This is a genomic window from Mycobacterium sp. 1245852.3 (assembly GCF_001669335.1).
GTDB classification, from domain to species: Bacteria; Actinomycetota; Actinomycetes; order Mycobacteriales; family Mycobacteriaceae; genus Mycobacterium; species Mycobacterium europaeum_A.
Genome location: NZ_LZLL01000035.1, coordinates 1 through 14,965, shown reverse-complemented (window position 1 = coordinate 14,965; position 14,965 = coordinate 1). Strand labels below are relative to the sequence as shown.

9 protein-coding genes, 1 pseudogene and 1 riboswitch are annotated in these 14,965 nt (G+C 68.8%); of the genes and pseudogenes, 4 read left to right on the top strand and 6 right to left on the bottom strand.

What is annotated here, in order from left to right; genetic code table 11:
* Positions 1-87: pseudogene (locus tag A9W96_RS31125) on the top strand (TetR/AcrR family transcriptional regulator); the annotation flags it as partial.
* A gap of 126 nt (positions 88-213) precedes the next feature.
* Here the strand turns inward: A9W96_RS31125 and A9W96_RS01475 are convergent.
* Together A9W96_RS01475 and pruA are read right to left on the bottom strand one after the other, a co-directional pair.
* Positions 214-1,179: a proline dehydrogenase family protein gene (locus A9W96_RS01475; protein WP_067137538.1), complete on the bottom strand. Its 966-nt coding sequence runs from the start codon at positions 1,177-1,179 to the stop codon at positions 214-216.
* The gene (gene pruA, locus A9W96_RS01470; protein ID WP_067137540.1) at positions 1,179-2,810 is read right to left on the bottom strand and encodes an L-glutamate gamma-semialdehyde dehydrogenase; all 1,632 of its coding nucleotides are present in this window, start codon (positions 2,808-2,810) and stop codon (positions 1,179-1,181) included. The genes A9W96_RS01475 and pruA overlap by 1 nt, the downstream gene beginning before the upstream one ends.
* 83 nt (positions 2,811-2,893) lie before the next feature.
* Here pruA and A9W96_RS01465 point away from each other — a divergent pair, with 83 nt between their 5' ends.
* From A9W96_RS01465 to fadD21, 3 genes are all read left to right on the top strand, one after another.
* A complete protein-coding gene (locus A9W96_RS01465) occupies positions 2,894-4,489 on the top strand; it encodes a CdaR family transcriptional regulator (RefSeq protein ID WP_067137535.1) in 1,596 nt (531 codons plus the stop codon).
* Between the two features lie 36 nt (positions 4,490-4,525).
* Positions 4,526-4,715, top strand: a riboswitch (cobalamin riboswitch).
* 184 nt (positions 4,716-4,899) lie between these two features.
* A complete protein-coding gene (locus tag A9W96_RS01460) occupies positions 4,900-6,570 on the top strand; it encodes a PPE family protein (RefSeq protein ID WP_067137533.1) in 1,671 nt (556 codons plus the stop codon).
* Positions 6,571-6,675: 105 nt separating this feature from the next.
* Positions 6,676-8,424, top strand: coding sequence for a fatty-acid--AMP ligase FAAL21/FadD21 (fadD21, locus tag A9W96_RS01455; RefSeq protein ID WP_067137530.1), 1,749 nt, complete (start codon positions 6,676-6,678; stop codon positions 8,422-8,424).
* A 2-nt stretch (positions 8,425-8,426) separates the two neighbouring features.
* Here the strand turns inward: fadD21 and A9W96_RS01450 are convergent, their stop codons facing one another.
* The 4 genes from A9W96_RS01450 to A9W96_RS01435 all read right to left on the bottom strand — a co-directional run.
* Positions 8,427-8,756 (bottom strand): hypothetical protein, encoded by a 330-nt coding sequence (locus A9W96_RS01450; protein ID WP_067137527.1) that lies wholly within the window; start codon positions 8,754-8,756, stop codon positions 8,427-8,429.
* Positions 8,753-10,012: a sulfate adenylyltransferase gene (gene sat / locus A9W96_RS01445; RefSeq protein WP_067137524.1), complete on the bottom strand. Its 1,260-nt coding sequence runs from the start codon at positions 10,010-10,012 to the stop codon at positions 8,753-8,755. The genes A9W96_RS01450 and sat overlap by 4 nt, the downstream gene beginning before the upstream one ends.
* 80 nt (positions 10,013-10,092) lie before the next feature.
* Positions 10,093-10,758 (bottom strand): adenylyl-sulfate kinase, encoded by a 666-nt coding sequence (gene cysC, locus A9W96_RS01440; protein WP_067022134.1) that lies wholly within the window; start codon positions 10,756-10,758, stop codon positions 10,093-10,095.
* 312 nt (positions 10,759-11,070) lie between these two features.
* Positions 11,071-14,965: SDR family NAD(P)-dependent oxidoreductase (locus tag A9W96_RS01435; RefSeq protein ID WP_156765075.1), on the bottom strand; the 3,895-nt coding region annotated here is incomplete at its 5' end.

The following is a 14,965-nucleotide window of genomic DNA, read 5'->3' as shown; positions in this document are numbered from 1 at the left end:
GACATGGATGATCCCGACGTGGCGGCGGAATTCGTTCGCGCCCATGTGGTACGCGGGTTCGCCAGCGACCGCCCGCGCCGGCGTTGAGTGTGCGTCCACCGCCTCGGGTGTGAATCCAGGGTCTTGGGGGTGAATCCAGGCGGTGATCATCGGCGTGTCGCCGCCCGGTGTGCACACTCAAAGCCAACGATTCACCCGCGGTGGCCGCCGCACCTAGTGACCGCGCCGCGCGAGCGCTCGCAGGAAGAACGCCAAATTCGCGGGCCGCTCGGCCAGCCGGCGCATGAAGTAGCCGTACCACTGGGCGCCGAAGGGGACGTAGACCCGCAGCTGATGTCCGGCCGCAACCAGACGCCGTTGCTCGTCGTCGCGAATGCCATAGAGCATCTGGTATTCGAATTCACTGCTGCAACGGCCTGTTTCACGCGCGATGGCGGGCACCGCGCCGATGATCTGCGGGTCGTGTGTAGCCACCATCGGGTAGCCGACGCCGCCCATCAATACCGACAGGCACGCCAGATAGGAGTCGGTGACCTCGGCGGGTTTCCGGTAGGCCACCGCGGCGGGTTCGTCGTAGGCGCCCTTGCACAGCCTGACCCGGGCGCCGGAGGCCGCGAATTGGCAGCAGTCGTCCAGGGTGCGCCGCAGGTACGCCTGCAAAACCACGCCCAGCCAGGGGAATTCGGCCCGCAGGTCGCGCACCACGGACAGCGTCGACTCGGTGGTGGTGTGGTTCTCGGCGTCCACCGTCACCCACACGCCGGCCCGCCGGGCGGCGTCGCAGATCGACCACGCGTTCTCCCGGGCGATCTTTTCGCCGTCGCGCTCGAGCGACTGCCCGAGCGCGGACAGCTTGACCGAGACTTCCAGCGGCCGCACCGCATTGCCGGCCGTGTCGAGCCCACCCAACCTGTCGATCAGATCCAGGTAGGTCCGCACGGCGGCATCGGCGCCGTCCGCGTCGGCGACGTCCTCACCCAGATAGTCGACGCTGACGAAGCGACCCGAACCGCGCAGCGCGGCAACGCTGTTCAGCGCGGAATCGATCGTCTCCGCCGGGACGAAGCGCCGCACCACGCGACGGGTGACCGGGAAGCGCTCGGCGGCGCGGCGCAACCCGTCGCGGCGGCCCACGGCCATGATCGTCGGGCGCAGCGTGGCGGCGAACAGCCCGGCCATCAGTCGGCGCCCATGTGCGGATACGTGTGGTCGGTCGCCGGGATGAACGTCTCCTTGATGGTGCGCGCCGAGGTCCAGCGCAACATGTTCAGCATCGATCCCGCCTTGTCGTTGGTGCCCGAACCGCGGGATCCCCCGAACGGTTGGCGCCCGACGACCGCGCCGGTCGGCTTGTCGTTGACGTAGAAATTCCCGGCAGCGAACCGCAATCGGTGCTGGGCGGTCAGCACCGCCGCGCGGTCGTCGGCGATGACCGCGCCGGTCAGCGCGTACCGCGACCCGGTGTCGACGACGTCGAGGATCCGCTCGTAGTCGGCGTCGGGGTACACGTGCACCGACAGCAGCGGGCCGAAGTACTCCGTCGCGAACGACTCGTCGGTCGGGTCGTCGGACAGCAGCACCGTGGGGCGCACGAAATAGCCCTCGCGGTCGTCGTATTCGCCGCCGATGGCGATGGTGACGTGCGGCGCGCCCTTGGCCCGCTCGATGGCGTCGACGTTCTTGATGAAGGCGCGCCGGTCGATCAGCGCTCCCCCGTAGTTGGTCAGGTCGGTGACGTCGCCGTAGCGCAGCGCGGCGGTCTTGCCCAGGAAGTCGTCACCCATGCGGCGCCACACCGACTGCGCGATGAAGGCCCGCGACGCCGCCGAGCATTTCTGACCCTGGTAGTCGAACGCGCCGCGAATCAACGCCGCGCACAACACATCCGGGCGCGCCGAGGCGTGGGCGACGACGAAGTCCTTGCCACCGGTCTCGCCGACCAGCCGCGGATAGCTCTGGTAGCGACCGATATTGGCGCCCACCCGCTGCCACAACTGCTGGAAGGTGGCCGTCGACCCGGTGAAATGGATGCCGGCCAGCCGCGGATCGGCCAGCGCCACATCGGAGACGGCCAACCCGTCGCCGGTCACCAGATTGATCACCCCGGGCGGTAACCCCGCCGCCTCGAGCAGTTGCATGGTGAGGTAGGCCGACAACGTCTGGGTGATCGAGGGCTTCCACACCACGGTGTTGCCCATCAGCGCCGGCGCGGTCGGCAGATTGCCCGCGATCGAGGTGAAGTTGAACGGCGTGATCGCATACACGAAGCCGTCCAGCGGGCGGTAATCGCTGCGATTCCACTCGCCCGGCCCGCTGATCGGCTGCTGGGCCAGGATCTGTTGGGCGAACGCCACATTGAAGCGCCAGAAATCGATCTGCTCGCACGGCGAATCGATCTCGGCCTGATAGACCGACTTGGATTGGCCGAGCATCGTGGCGGCGGCGATCTTCTCCCGCCAGGGACCGGCCAGCAGGTCGGCGGCCCGCAGGAACACCGCCGCACGCTCATCGAACGGCATTGTCGCCCAAGAGCTTTTCGCGGCCATCGCGGCCTCGATCGCCGCCGTCGCGTCGGCGTGCGCCGCGTTGGTCAGGGTGCCCAGCCGCGCGGCGTGCCGGTGCGGCTGAACCACATCGATGCGCTCACCGTCGCCCATCCGGTGGGCGGCGCCGATGACATGCGGCAGCTCGATCGGGTTGTCGGCCAGCAGCGCCAGTTCGGCGACAAGGCGGTCGCGTTCCGGGGAGTGCGGCGCATAGTTGTGGACCGGCTCGTTGGCCGGCATCGGGACCTGGGTTATCGCGTCCATGCTGCCAGGGTCCTCGCGCACACACCGCAAAGATTTAGCCGATCGGACAATACAGTGCGCCATCGATAGTACAATCGGACAACATGGCCGGTGTGGGTCTGGGACAGCTGCTCCTCGCGCTGGATGCGACCCTGGTGAGCCTGGTCGACGCGCCCCGGGGCCTGGACCTGCCGGTGGCATCGGCGGCGCTGATCGACAGCGACGACGTGCGGCTGGGCCTGGCGGCCGCGGCGGGTTCGGCCGACGTCTTCTTCCTGTTGGGTGTCGCCGACGACGAGGCGCTGCGCTGGATGGACAAGCAGGCGCGCGACCGCGTGCCGGCGGCCATCTTCGCCAAAGGACCGCCGGATGCTTTGGTGGCCAAGGCCGTTGCGGCCGGCTCTGCGGTGGTGGCGGTCGACCCGCGGGCCCGCTGGGAGCGGCTCTATCAGCTGGTCAACCATGTGCTCGAGCATCACGGGGACCGCGCCGACGCCATGGACGACTCGGGCACCGATCTGTTCGGGTTGGCGCAGTCGCTCGCCGACCGCATCCACGGCATGGTGAGCATCGAAAACGCTCAGTCACACGTCTTGGCGTATTCGGCGTCCAACAACGAGGCCGACGAGCTGCGCCGCCTGTCCATCCTGGGCAGGGCCGGTCCGCCCGAGCATCTCGAGTGGATCGGCCAATGGGGCATCTTCGATGCGTTGCGGTCCGGCGGTGAGGTGGTCCGCGTCGCCGAGCGGCCCGAGTTGGGGCTGCGTCCCCGGCTGGCCGTCGGGATCCACCAGCCCGCGCCCGATGCGCGGCGACCGCCGGTGTTCGCCGGAACCATCTGGGTGCAGCAGGGCTCGCAACCGCTGGCCGACGACGCCGAGGAGATGTTGCGCGGCGCCGCCGTGCTGGCCGCCCGCATCATGTCGCGGCTGGCGGCCCGGCCCTCCACCCACGCGCGGCGGGTGCAGCAACTGCTTGGCCTGGCCGACGCGGAAACCCTTGGCCACGTTGACGTGGCTGCGATCGCCCGCGAACTGGGCCTCGCCGCCGACGGCGACGCGGCCCTGATCGGCTGGGACGCGGCGGACGGCTCGCCCCGTCAGGCGCGGATCGCCGACGTCATTGCGCTGAGCGCCAGCGCTTTTCGGCGCGACGCTCAGGTCGCCTCGAACGGCGCGCGCACATATGTGCTCCTGCCCCAGACGCAGAACCGCTCGGTCGCCTCGTGGGTCCGCGGCACCATCGCCGCCATGCGCACCGAACTCGGGGTGCAACTGCGGGCGGCCATCGCCGCACCGGTCGCCGGCCTTGCCGGGGTGGGCGCGGCCCGCATCGAGGTGGACCGCGTGCTGGACAGCGCTGAGCGGCATCCGATTTCGTTCGGTCAGGTGACGTCGCTGGCCGAGGCCCGCACCACCGTCTTGCTCGACGAGATCGTCACGCTGATCGGCGGCGACGAGCGCCTGATCGATCCGCGGATCGTGGCGTTGCGCGACGACGAGCCGGTGCTGGCCGAGACGTTGCGGACCTACCTGGATGCTTTCGGTGACATCGCCGCGGCCGCGCAGGCGTTGCGGGTGCATCCGAACACGGTTCGCTACCGGGTGCGCCGGATCGAAAAATCGTTGTCGACGTCGCTGGCCGATCCCGAGGTGCGGCTGCTGTTTTCGCTGGGGCTGCACGTCCTGAACGCGCGTTGAGCGGTCATCGCCGGGGAGCTCTCGCGCGATTAGCTCGCTTTTGGACGACGCGGATGCAACAATGCCACCCGTAAGGTGATGACGATGTAGGAAGCCGGTGCGAATCCGGCGCGGTCCCGCCACTGTCATCGGGGAGCGACCCTCAACGGCCACGGCTGAGAAGTCGGAAGGCGAGGCGAGCAGCGATCCGAGAGCCAGGACACTTGCGTCATTGCGTCCTGCGACCCGGGGCGGTGCACCCCGAGAGAGCTGCCAATCTCCATGTCTGTTCCGGCATGGGTGGCCGTTGCTGCTGCCACCACTTCGACGCCTAGCCGCATCCGTTCTGTTGCCCCGGGAGCCGAGCCCCCCTGCTCGATCCACTTCGTCGCCCCGCCAAGAGGTTTCGGCGCGGCCGAGGGAGGCGGCCGATGACCGCCCCGATCTGGATGGCCTCCCCTCCCGAAGTGCATTCGGCGCTGCTGTGCAGCGGCCCGGGACCCGGCCCGTTGCTGGCCGCCGCGGCGGCCTGGACGTCGCTGAGCCAGGCATATGCGGAGTCGGCGGACGAGCTGGCCGCGGTGCTGGGCGCCGCGCAAGCCGGCAGCTGGGACGGCCCGAGCGCCGTGGCATACGTGGCCGCGCACGCGCCGTATCTGGGGTGGTTGGTGCAGTCCAGCGCGGACAGTGCGGCCGTGGCCGCCCAACTCGACATTGCGGCCGCCGCCTACACCGCGGCGCTGGCAGCCATGCCGACGCCGCCCGAGTTGGCCGCCAACCACGCCACCCACGCGGTGTTGACAGCGACCAATTTCTTTGGCATCAATACCATCCCGATAGCGGTGAACGAATCCGACTACGCGCGGATGTGGGTCCAGGCCGCCACCGTGATGAGCACCTACCAGGCTGTTGCGACGGCCGCGGTGGCCGCCGCGCCGCAAGCCGAACCGGCGCCACAGGTCATGCAGGCCACCGCGCTGGCGGCCACCGCGGAGCAGTCGTCGTATCCCCCGGACACGCAGAACCAGTGGCTGGACTGGTTGCAGCAGAGCGGGTTTGTCGACTTCTACAACACCTACATCCAGCCGTTGATCGACCAGCTGATGAACAACCCGTTCCTGCAGTCTCTGTTTTCCGGGTTCGACCCGTGGCTGCCGTCGCTGGGCAATCCGCTGAGTTTCCTGAACCCGTTCAACATCGCGTTCGCGCTCGGCTATCCGATGGATTTGGGTTCGTACTTCGGCTATCTGGCGCAGATGTTCAGCTTCGTCGCGGCCGACCTTGCGGCGGCGTTCGCCTCGGGTAACCCGGCCACGATCGCGTGGACCCTGCTGTTCACCACCATCGAGGTGATCGGCACGGTCATCACGGACACCATCGCGTTGATCAAGACGCTGCTCGAGCAGATGATCGTGCTGATCCCGCTCATCGTGCCGCTGCTGACCGTCGCGGTGGTTCCGGTGGTCGTCCCCACCTTGGTGGGGGGCTTGGCGGGCCTGACGGGTCTGGCCGGGCTGCACGCCATCCCGGTCGTGCCGCTCGTCCCGGCCCCGGCGCTCGTCCCGGTGGCGCCGGCACCCACCCCGCCTCCCACGCCGGCCCCGGCGCCGGCTCCCGCGCCCGCCCCGGCCTCCGCGCCGGCCGCGGCACCCGCGCCGGCCGCGCCCGGTGCACCGCCGCCCACACCGGCGGGCCCGCCGGTGGCGGCGATGCAAAGCCTCGGCTACCTGGTCGGTGGCCTGACCGCGGATGCCCGCAGGGCCGCGAGCACCAGCGCCCGGGCGCGCCGGGCGGCGGCGGCCGACGCGGCCGGAGAAGAGGCGGTGGCGCTGCCACAGGACGAGGCGACGAAGACGCGCCGGCACCGGGTCAAGGTCACCGAACTCGGCCGCGGGTACGAATACCTGGATCTCGAGCCCGAGCCGTCGACGGCCTCCGACCGGCCCGCGCCTGCGATGGGGTTCGCCGGAACCATCACCACCAGGGCCGCCACCGGACCGGCCGGAGTGAGCGCAGTGGCCGTCGACGAGCTCGACGACAGGCCGCGCATGCCGTTGCTGCCGGGTACCTGGGGCCCCGATCCGACAGCATCGAAATCCTAAGTAACATCGGCCTTTTGGCTCGCACCGAGCGCTGCGGCCCGGACCGACAGCACCGCCCCGTGCGATCGGCCGGCGCGAAAAGCCCGAGGCGGTAACCTAGCCCGCATGCAAAGTTCGTCTGTTGTCGGCCTGCTACGGGAGCGCGCCGGCCTGCAACCCGACGACTTGGCGTTCCGATACACCGATTACGAGCAGGACTGGGCGGGCGTCACCGAGACCCTGACGTGGGCACAGCTGTATCGGCGGACCCTGGCCGTGGCGCACGAGGTGAGGCGGCACGCCGGCACCGGGGACCGCGCCGTCATCGTGGCCCCCCAGGGCCTGTCCTACATCGTCGCGTTCCTGGGCGCGATACAGGCCGGGCTCATCGCGGTCCCGCTCTCGGTGCCGCAGCCGGGCTCACACGACGAGCGCGTCGCCACCGTCCTGGCCGACACCACGCCCACCGTCGTCCTCACCACGGCCGCGGCCGCCGCGGCCGTCGACGAGTGTGTGCACCGCACGGACTCGGCCACCGCCGACCCCGCCCCGACGGTCATCGCCGTCGATGCGCTGGGTTCGGACTTGTCGCCGTCGACGGGCATCCGGATCAGCGGCGACCCGCACATCGCATACCTGCAATACACGTCGGGCTCCACGCGTGTTCCGGCCGGGGTGATGGTGTCGCACCGCAATCTTGCGGCGAATTTCGCGCAACTGATGGCCGCGTACTTCCCCGACTTCAACGGCGTGGCCCCGCGCGACACCGTGTGCGTGTCCTGGCTGCCGTTCTACCACGACATGGGCTTGATGCAGGGCGTCATCGCACCCATCCTGGGCGGCTACCTGGGCGACGTGACGAGCCCGGTCGCGTTCCTGCAACGCCCGGCGCGCTGGATTCACGCGATGTCCCAACCCAATCCGGTCTTTTCGGCCGCCCCGAACTTCGCCTTCGAGCTCGCGGTCCGCAAGACCACCGAGGCGGACCTGGCCGGAGTCGACCTGGGCAACGTCATCAGCATCGTCAGCGGCGCCGAGCGGATCCATCCCGCCACGCTCGACCGGTTCTGCAAATGGTTCGCCCCGTACAACTTTCGCGAAGAAATGATGCAGCCGTCCTACGGCCTGGCCGAAGCGACCGTCTATGTGGCCAGCCGGGCCAGGGCCGGCGGCCCGCGCGTCGTCCACTTCGAACCGGAGCGGCTGTCGGAGGGCAGCGCGCAGCCGTGCTCGGCGGAAACCGGGACACCGCTGCTCAGCTACGGCACGCCGGCGTCGCCGTCGGTGCGGATCGTCGATCCCGACACCCGCACCGGGTGCGCGGCCGGAACGGTCGGCGAAATCTGGGTCAACGGCGGCAATGTCGCCGACGGCTACTGGCGCAAGCCGCAGGAAACCCGGCGCACCTTCGCCGGCGTCCTGGCCGACCCGCCGCCCGGCATCCCCGAGGGCCCGTGGCTGCGCACCGGCGACCTCGGCTTCGTCTGCGACGACGAACTGTTCATCGTGGGCCGGATGAAAGACCTGCTGATCGTCTACGGCCGCAACCACTACCCCGAGGACATCGAGTCGACGGTGCAACGGATCACCGGCGGCCGGGTCGCGGCGATCGCGGTCCCGGTCGACGAGACCGAAAAGCTGGTCACCATCATCGAATTCAGCAAGCGCGGCGAATCCGACGAGGACGCGCGCCACCGGCTCGACGTCGTCAAGAACCATGTCACCGCGGCGATATCGAAGTCACATGGACTCAACGTCGCCGATCTGGTGCTGGTGGAACCGGGATCGATTCCCACCACCACGAGCGGCAAGATCCGGCGCGCGGCATGTGTCGAGCAGTACCGTCGCCAACGGTTCGCCCGGTTGGACGCTTAGCCCTACTGGCTGTTGGCCGTCTGGGTTTCCTCGAGGAAGTGACCCACCACATCGGGGCCGTTGGAGTGCAACTTGATGGACAGCTCGAGCAGCCTGTCCTTGACCTGCTTCGGCAGCAGCTCGATCGAGCGAGTGGTGGCCGAGTCGTATTTGGCCCCCGGAAAGCGCTGCAGGAGAGCATCTTTCTGCTCTTCGGTGGTGTAGATCTCGAGCAGCTTCATGCCGGCGAACGCCTCGATGGCCCGGTCCGCCATTCCGGCATTCGCCAGGGCTTCCAACCGTTCCTCGTTGATCCAGACGTTGACCTTGATCTTCTTCTCGGCGGTGCTCATGAGTTCTCCAATTGGTTCAGCGTGAAGACCGGCAGTCTGTCCTTGAGGTACTCCTCGGTGACGAACGGCGAACCCTGGCCATACTTGGCGGCGCTGTCCATCACGATTTCGAACACCTCGTGCCGCATCACCTTCTGGGTCGGCTTGACCTCGTCGGTCAGGATGCTTCGAATCAGGCTGCCGCTGAAGCTTTGTGACTGATCGTCATGACCGCACAGGGCCGAATTGGTGACCTCCTGGCACACCGGGCAGTACCAGTTCTCCCGCAGGAACACCGGTTTGATCCCCAGCTCGCTGCGATATTGCTTGAGGATGTTCTGGGAATCGTAGGGGTGGTAAAAATCGCCCACGCCCGCATGATCGCGCCCGAACATGTGATGCGTGCAGCCCAGGTTCGTCCGCAGGATCGCGTGAAAGATGGCCTCCCGCGGCCCCGCGTAGCGCATGTCCCACAGCGTGAACGACACCAGGTGGACCTCCTCGCGGAAATATCCGCTGGTCCGCAACTCGTTCTGCGCCAACAGGATCGCCTCGTCGATGTAATCCCCGACCCGCTTCTGGCCGATGATGGCGTTGACCAGCACGCCCGTGTTCAGGCTGTCGACGGGCTGGTCCTCATTGGCCGCCAGCCACGCCTGCTTCATCAACGCCTCGTGGCCGGTGTGCGGAACGTTTCGGGTCTGATGGGCGACGGCGCGCTTCCAGTCCTTTTTCGCCAGCGCGTCCTTGTGCTGCCGCGGCGTGAGCCAGAAGCTCTTGAAGGGCTCGTTGAACACCGGCTCGTTGATGAGCGTGATGTCGCCGCCGATGAAACGATCCGCATAGGCCAATGTCTTCTTCACGCCCGGATGCCGGGAATCGGTAGTGCCATAAGTCTTTTCGGCCATCCGCTGCAAGTCGTACTGGTAGATCTCGGAGACCTCGAACAGCGCCATCGGGGCGTCGAGATATTCGAGGACGACGCTTTCGCCCTCCTTCACCCCGAACTTCTCGACGTCTTCTGCGGACAGATCGAACACGATCGGGATGCTCCACAGCGTGCCGTCGGGCAGCTGGAAGTCGTCCAGCGTGCCGTCCACTTCGCGCCGGCCCATGAACCCCGTGAGCGGGGTGAAGAAGCCGTAGGACAGGCTGATCACCTCGTGCGCGGTGGCCTTCGAGATCGGGATGCGCGGCAACCCGTCGATCCGGCTCGCCGCATTCTCGGTGGACACTCGTTCCACGATCGGCTTGCCGTTATGACCTTGGTAGCTCATATAAGTGACCTCGTTTCGCGTAATCAGCGGTCGTCCGTGCGGTGGACGGCTCCCGGCGCCGTCGTCGCCGAACCCGTCCGCTAAGCGTTCCGGACCGCTCCCGAGATGACGCCTACCCGCTCGAGATGGGCGATCACTTCGTCGGCCAGCGTGTCCGCGTCCTTGTTGCCGCCTTCGAGGCGCAGCTCGGGTTGCGCCGGGGCCTCGTAGGGGTCGTCGATCCCGGTGAACCCCTTGATCTCGCCGGCCCGGGCTTTCTTGTAGAGGCCTTTGGGATCGCGCTGCTCGCAAATCTCGATCGGGGTGTCGATGAAGATCTCCTGGAAATCGCCGTCGTTCAGGGTGGCCCGGATGGCGTCGCGATCGCGCACGTAGGGGCTGATGAAGGCCGTCAACGCGATCACGCCGGACTCGCAGAACAGCTTCGCAACCGCGCCGATGCGGCGGATGTTCTCCTCGCGGTCCTGGGCGGAAAAACCGAGGCCGAACCGCTTCGCGAACTCCGTTCCGTGCCGCTCTTCGAGCAGTTCCGGTCCGGCGTTGAGCCCGTAGCGGACGTTGTCGCCGTCCAGCAGGAAGCTGCGGATGCCCCGCTCGTAGAGCTTCTGCTCGACGACGTTGGCCACGGTGCTCTTGCCGCTGCCGCTGAGCCCGGTGAACCAGATGACGCAGCCTTTGTGCCCATTGAGGCTCTCGCGCTCGGCGCGGCTTATCTGATGCTCGTGCCACGTGATGTTGTTGGCCATTCCCAGCTCCTGTTCACAACGTTTCGCCCCGCGCATGGACGCGTGCGCACGGATTCTCGCCCGCCGCATCGATCCTGGCCACACACCGTCACCATATTGTTTATCAATCAATCCGGATCAGAACCAGTCCACAAGTAAAGATGGTCAACTTAGGAGAGTTTGTCGCTGTGCTGCGGCGATCCGGCAAGCACCACCGCATCGCGCCCGTTCGACCGGCCCGGCCGACGATCGCGGCGGCCCGATGGGGCGCGGCGGAAGGGTAAAGACCGGCGGAATTTTAGTTACCCGCCTCGCCCGCGACGCGTGGGCGGCTCAGGGCGCTGAGGGCGCGGCTTCCAGATCGGCCAGCTCGTCGCACAAGTGCTCGGCCAGATCGCGGACGGTGGTGATCTTCGTCGGGCTGATGCGCACACCCGTTTCGGTTTCGATGCGGGTCCGCAGCTCCAAGTTGCCCAGCGAGTCCAGACCGTAGTCGGATAGCGGCCGGTCCGGATCGATGGTGCGCCGCAACAGCAGGCTGATCTGGCCGGACACCAACCGCCGAATGGCCGACGGCCACTCCTCGCGCGGCAGCGCCCGCAACTCCGCGAGAAACTTGCCGGCGTCCGGTTTGCCGTGGGCCGACGAGCCGAACGCCTCGGCGAAGCGGCTGCGTTGGGCGAAGGAGGCCAGCCAGGGCGTCCCCATGATCGGCGCGTAGCCCGAGTACGGGCGGTCGTGACGCAGCAGCGTTTCGAAGGCGCGGAACCCCTCGGCCGGTGCGATCGCGATGCCGGCGTCCCGGGCCAGCGCCGTCGCGCGGCCCACCTCCGACCACGCCCCCCACGCGATCGAGGTGGCCGGCAGACCGCGGGCCCGGCGCCAGTAGGCGAATGCGTCCAGCCAGCTGTTGGCCGCGGCGTAGGCGCCCTGCCCCGGCGAGCCCACCAGCGCGGCGGCCGACGAAAACGCGCAGAACCAGTCCAGTGCCCGCCCGGTGTCTTCCTCCCGCAGGGCTTGATGGAGGTTCCACGCGCCGTAAGCCTTTGGCGCCCAACACCGATCGATGAGCTCGTCGGTGACATTCGCCAAAGTGGCGTCCTCGACCACCGCCGCCGCGTGCAGCACCCCCCGAACCGGCAGTCCGGTGGCCGTGGCACACGCCACCAGCCGCTCGGCCGTCTCCAGCTCGGCGACGTCACCGCACTCCACCGCGATGTCGGCCCCCGCGGCGCGCAGACGCTCGATCGCTTCGCGCGCCCGCTCGTCGGGTTGCGAACGCGAGTTCAGCACGATTCGCCCGCAACCCGCGGCGCGCGCGGCCATCTGGCCGGCCAGGAACAAGCCCAGCCCGCCGATGCCGCCGGTGATGATGTAGGCGCCGTCGGACCGGAACGGCCGCACCGTGTCCGGCGGCACGACGGCCACACTGCTTCCCGCCCGCGACACGTCCAGCACCACCTTGCCGGTGTGCCCGGCGGCGGCGACCAGGCGCACCGCGGCGGCGGCGTCGCGAATCGGATAATGCGTGGTGCTCGGCATCGGCAGTTCGCCGGCGGCGGTGCGCTGGTACACGGTGCTCAACAAACGCCGAACCGTCTGCGGGTGACTGAAAGTCAGCAGCGCGAGGTCGACCGCGAACAACGACAGATTGCGACGAAACGGGAACAGCCCCAAGTGGGTATCGCCGTAGATGTCACGCTTGCCGAGCTCGATGAAGCGCCCACCCACGGCCAGCAGTTCGATTCCCGCGCGTTGCGCGGCGCCGGGCAGCGAGTTGAGCACCACGTCGACGCCGTATCCCTGCGTGTCCGTGCGGATCCGGTCGGCGAATTCCGTGCTGCGTGAGTCGTAGACGTATTCGATACCCATGTCCCGCAACAGTTTCCGACGCTGCGGGCTGCCCGCGGTCGCGAAGATCTGACAGCCCACGGCCCGGGCGATCGCGATGGCCGCCTGGCCGACGCCGCCGGTGCCGGAGTGGATGAGCACCTTGTCGGTCGGCGAGATGCGGGCCAAGTCGTGCAGGCCGTACCATGCGGTCGCGGCCGCGGTGGGCACCGCGGCGGCGTCTTCGAGCGGCACCTCGGGCGGCAGTGTGACCGCGTGCCGGGCGTCGGCGATGACGAAGGTGCCCCAGCACCCGTTGCGCGACATGCCGCCGACACGGTCGCCGACCTGATGCTCGGTGACGTTCGGTCCGACGGCGGTCACCACGCCGGCGAAGTCACCGCCCAACCGCTGCTGGTAGCCCTCGAGCGTGGGATAGCGCCCAAAGGCGACAAGGACATCCGCGAAGTTGACGGTCGACGAGGTCACCGCCACCTCGATCTCCCCCGGCCCGGGCGGCACCCGGTCGAACGCGGTGAACTCCAGCGATTCGAGGTCACCGGGAGTGCGGATCTGCAGGCGCATGCCGTCCCGCTCGTGATCGACGACGGTGGTGCGCCGCTCGGCCGGGCGAAGTGGGCCGGGCCGCAGCCGCGCGGCGTACCACTGGCCGCCACGCCAGGCGGTCTCGTCTTCCGCCGAGCCGCTGTTCAGCTGCAGCGCAACCCGTTCGGGGTCGGTCGCGTCGTCCACATCGATCTGGGTGGCGCTCAGATGCGGGTGCTCGGAGTCGATCACCCGCATCAGCCCGCGCAGCCCGGCCTGCTCCAGGTTCGCCACATCACCGGCGGTCACGGTGGCCGCGTTTCGGGTCACCAGATACAGCCGCGGCGACTCCCCGGGCAGCTCCGAGAGCTCACGGGCGACGGCCGCGAGGTGCGACACGTAGTCCCGGCCGCGCCGCCCCGCCTGCGGATCGCCCGCGGCGCCATCCGATGCCACCACGACGACGCCGGTGAGCCCCTTCAGCGGCCCGTGGCCGTTGGAGGCGGGCTGCCCGCCGCCGGACAACAGCGCCCGCAGCCGTGTGGTGTCCGCGGACCCGACGGGATCACACACCGAGACGCATTGCCCGCCATCGGTATTCAAGACTTCTGCCAGCCGCGTCGCGAACGGGTCGGGCCCGTCTGACGCGCCGAGCAGCACCCAGCGGCCCGGTTCGATCTGCGTCGCGTCGGGCAGTTCCTTGGGTTCCCAGTCGATGGTCAACAGCCGCTCGTTGAGCAGTCGCCGGGCGTGTTCGTGTTCGGAGGCGCCGCCGACCAGCCGCAGCCCCTCGACGCTCAACAGCACCGTTCCGGACTGGTCCAACACGTCGAGGTCGGCCTCGCACTCGCCCGGGCGCGAGGACGTGACCCGGGCCAGGCAGTACTGCGCGTTGCGCGTCGAGTGATAGTTGCGCAGTCTGCGCACCCCGACCGGCAACAGCAGACCGCCGGCGCCGGCCTGTTGCACCTCGGGCGATACGACGACCGCCTGGAAGCACGCGTCGAGCAACGCCGGGTGTGCGGCGTAGGCCGGCTGCTGCGAGCGGATCGCGCCCGGCAGCGCGACTTCGGCCAGCATCGTGGTGATGCCCCCGTCGGCGACCAGCACCGCGGCCAGCCCCGAAAACGCCGGCCCGTATTGAATTCCCACGGCGTCGAACGCCTTTCGCAGTTCCGCGCCGTCCAGGCGGGATGGGTGGGCGGCGATCAGCGTTGCCAGGTCGTGCGCGGGCGGCTGCGCAGGCCCGAGTGAATCCGCGTCGTCGCCGGGTAGGGCGCGCAGCACCGCGCTGGCCCGGCGGGTGCGTTCACCGTCCTCGTGGGTGTCCACGGTGAAGTCGAGAACACCTGGGGCGGCCAGTGTGGCGGCCGAGGAGGCCGGCGTCTGGCCGGCCAGCAGCAGTGTCTGTTCGAACTTGACGTCGCGGACCTCGGCGCGTTCGCCGAGCGCCGCGCGAGCGGCCGCGAGCGCCATCTCGCAATAGCCCGCGCCGGGAAACGCTGCGACACCATGGATTTGGTGATCGCTCAGCCACGGGTGGGCGTCGGTGCCCACCTCCCCCTGCCAGACGTGGCGCTCGGGTTCCTCCCGTAGGTGCACGTGCGCACCGAGCAGGGGGTGTACGGCCTGGACCGGGGCGCCGCGTGCGTGCTCATTGGCCTCGCGGCTCAGCATCAACCGGCGATGCGTCCACGTCGGCAGGGGGGCATCCACCAAGCGACCCGTCGGGTATCGGACGGAGAAGTCGACCACCGCGCCCGCGCTGTGCACGTCGGCGACGACGCCGCGCAAGCCGACTGGCAGTTGCTGGTCGCGGCGCATGGCCGCCAGGGCGGCGATGGGCATGTCC

Excerpts from the sequence above, each read along its gene's own strand:
- A9W96_RS01475 (WP_067137538.1), bottom strand. The coding sequence starts at position 1,179 with ATGGCCGGGCTGTTCGCCGCCACGCTGCGCCCGACGATCATGGCCGTG.
- pruA (WP_067137540.1), bottom strand. The coding sequence starts at position 2,810 with ATGGACGCGATAACCCAGGTCCCGATGCCGGCCAACGAGCCGGTCCAC.
- A9W96_RS01465 (WP_067137535.1), top strand. The coding sequence starts at position 2,894 with ATGGCCGGTGTGGGTCTGGGACAGCTGCTCCTCGCGCTGGATGCGACC.
- A9W96_RS01460 (WP_067137533.1), top strand. The coding sequence starts at position 4,900 with ATGACCGCCCCGATCTGGATGGCCTCCCCTCCCGAAGTGCATTCGGCG.
- fadD21 (WP_067137530.1), top strand. The coding sequence starts at position 6,676 with ATGCAAAGTTCGTCTGTTGTCGGCCTGCTACGGGAGCGCGCCGGCCTG.
- A9W96_RS01450 (WP_067137527.1), bottom strand. The coding sequence starts at position 8,756 with ATGAGCACCGCCGAGAAGAAGATCAAGGTCAACGTCTGGATCAACGAG.
- sat (WP_067137524.1), bottom strand. The coding sequence starts at position 10,012 with ATGAGCTACCAAGGTCATAACGGCAAGCCGATCGTGGAACGAGTGTCC.
- cysC (WP_067022134.1), bottom strand. The coding sequence starts at position 10,758 with ATGGCCAACAACATCACGTGGCACGAGCATCAGATAAGCCGCGCCGAG.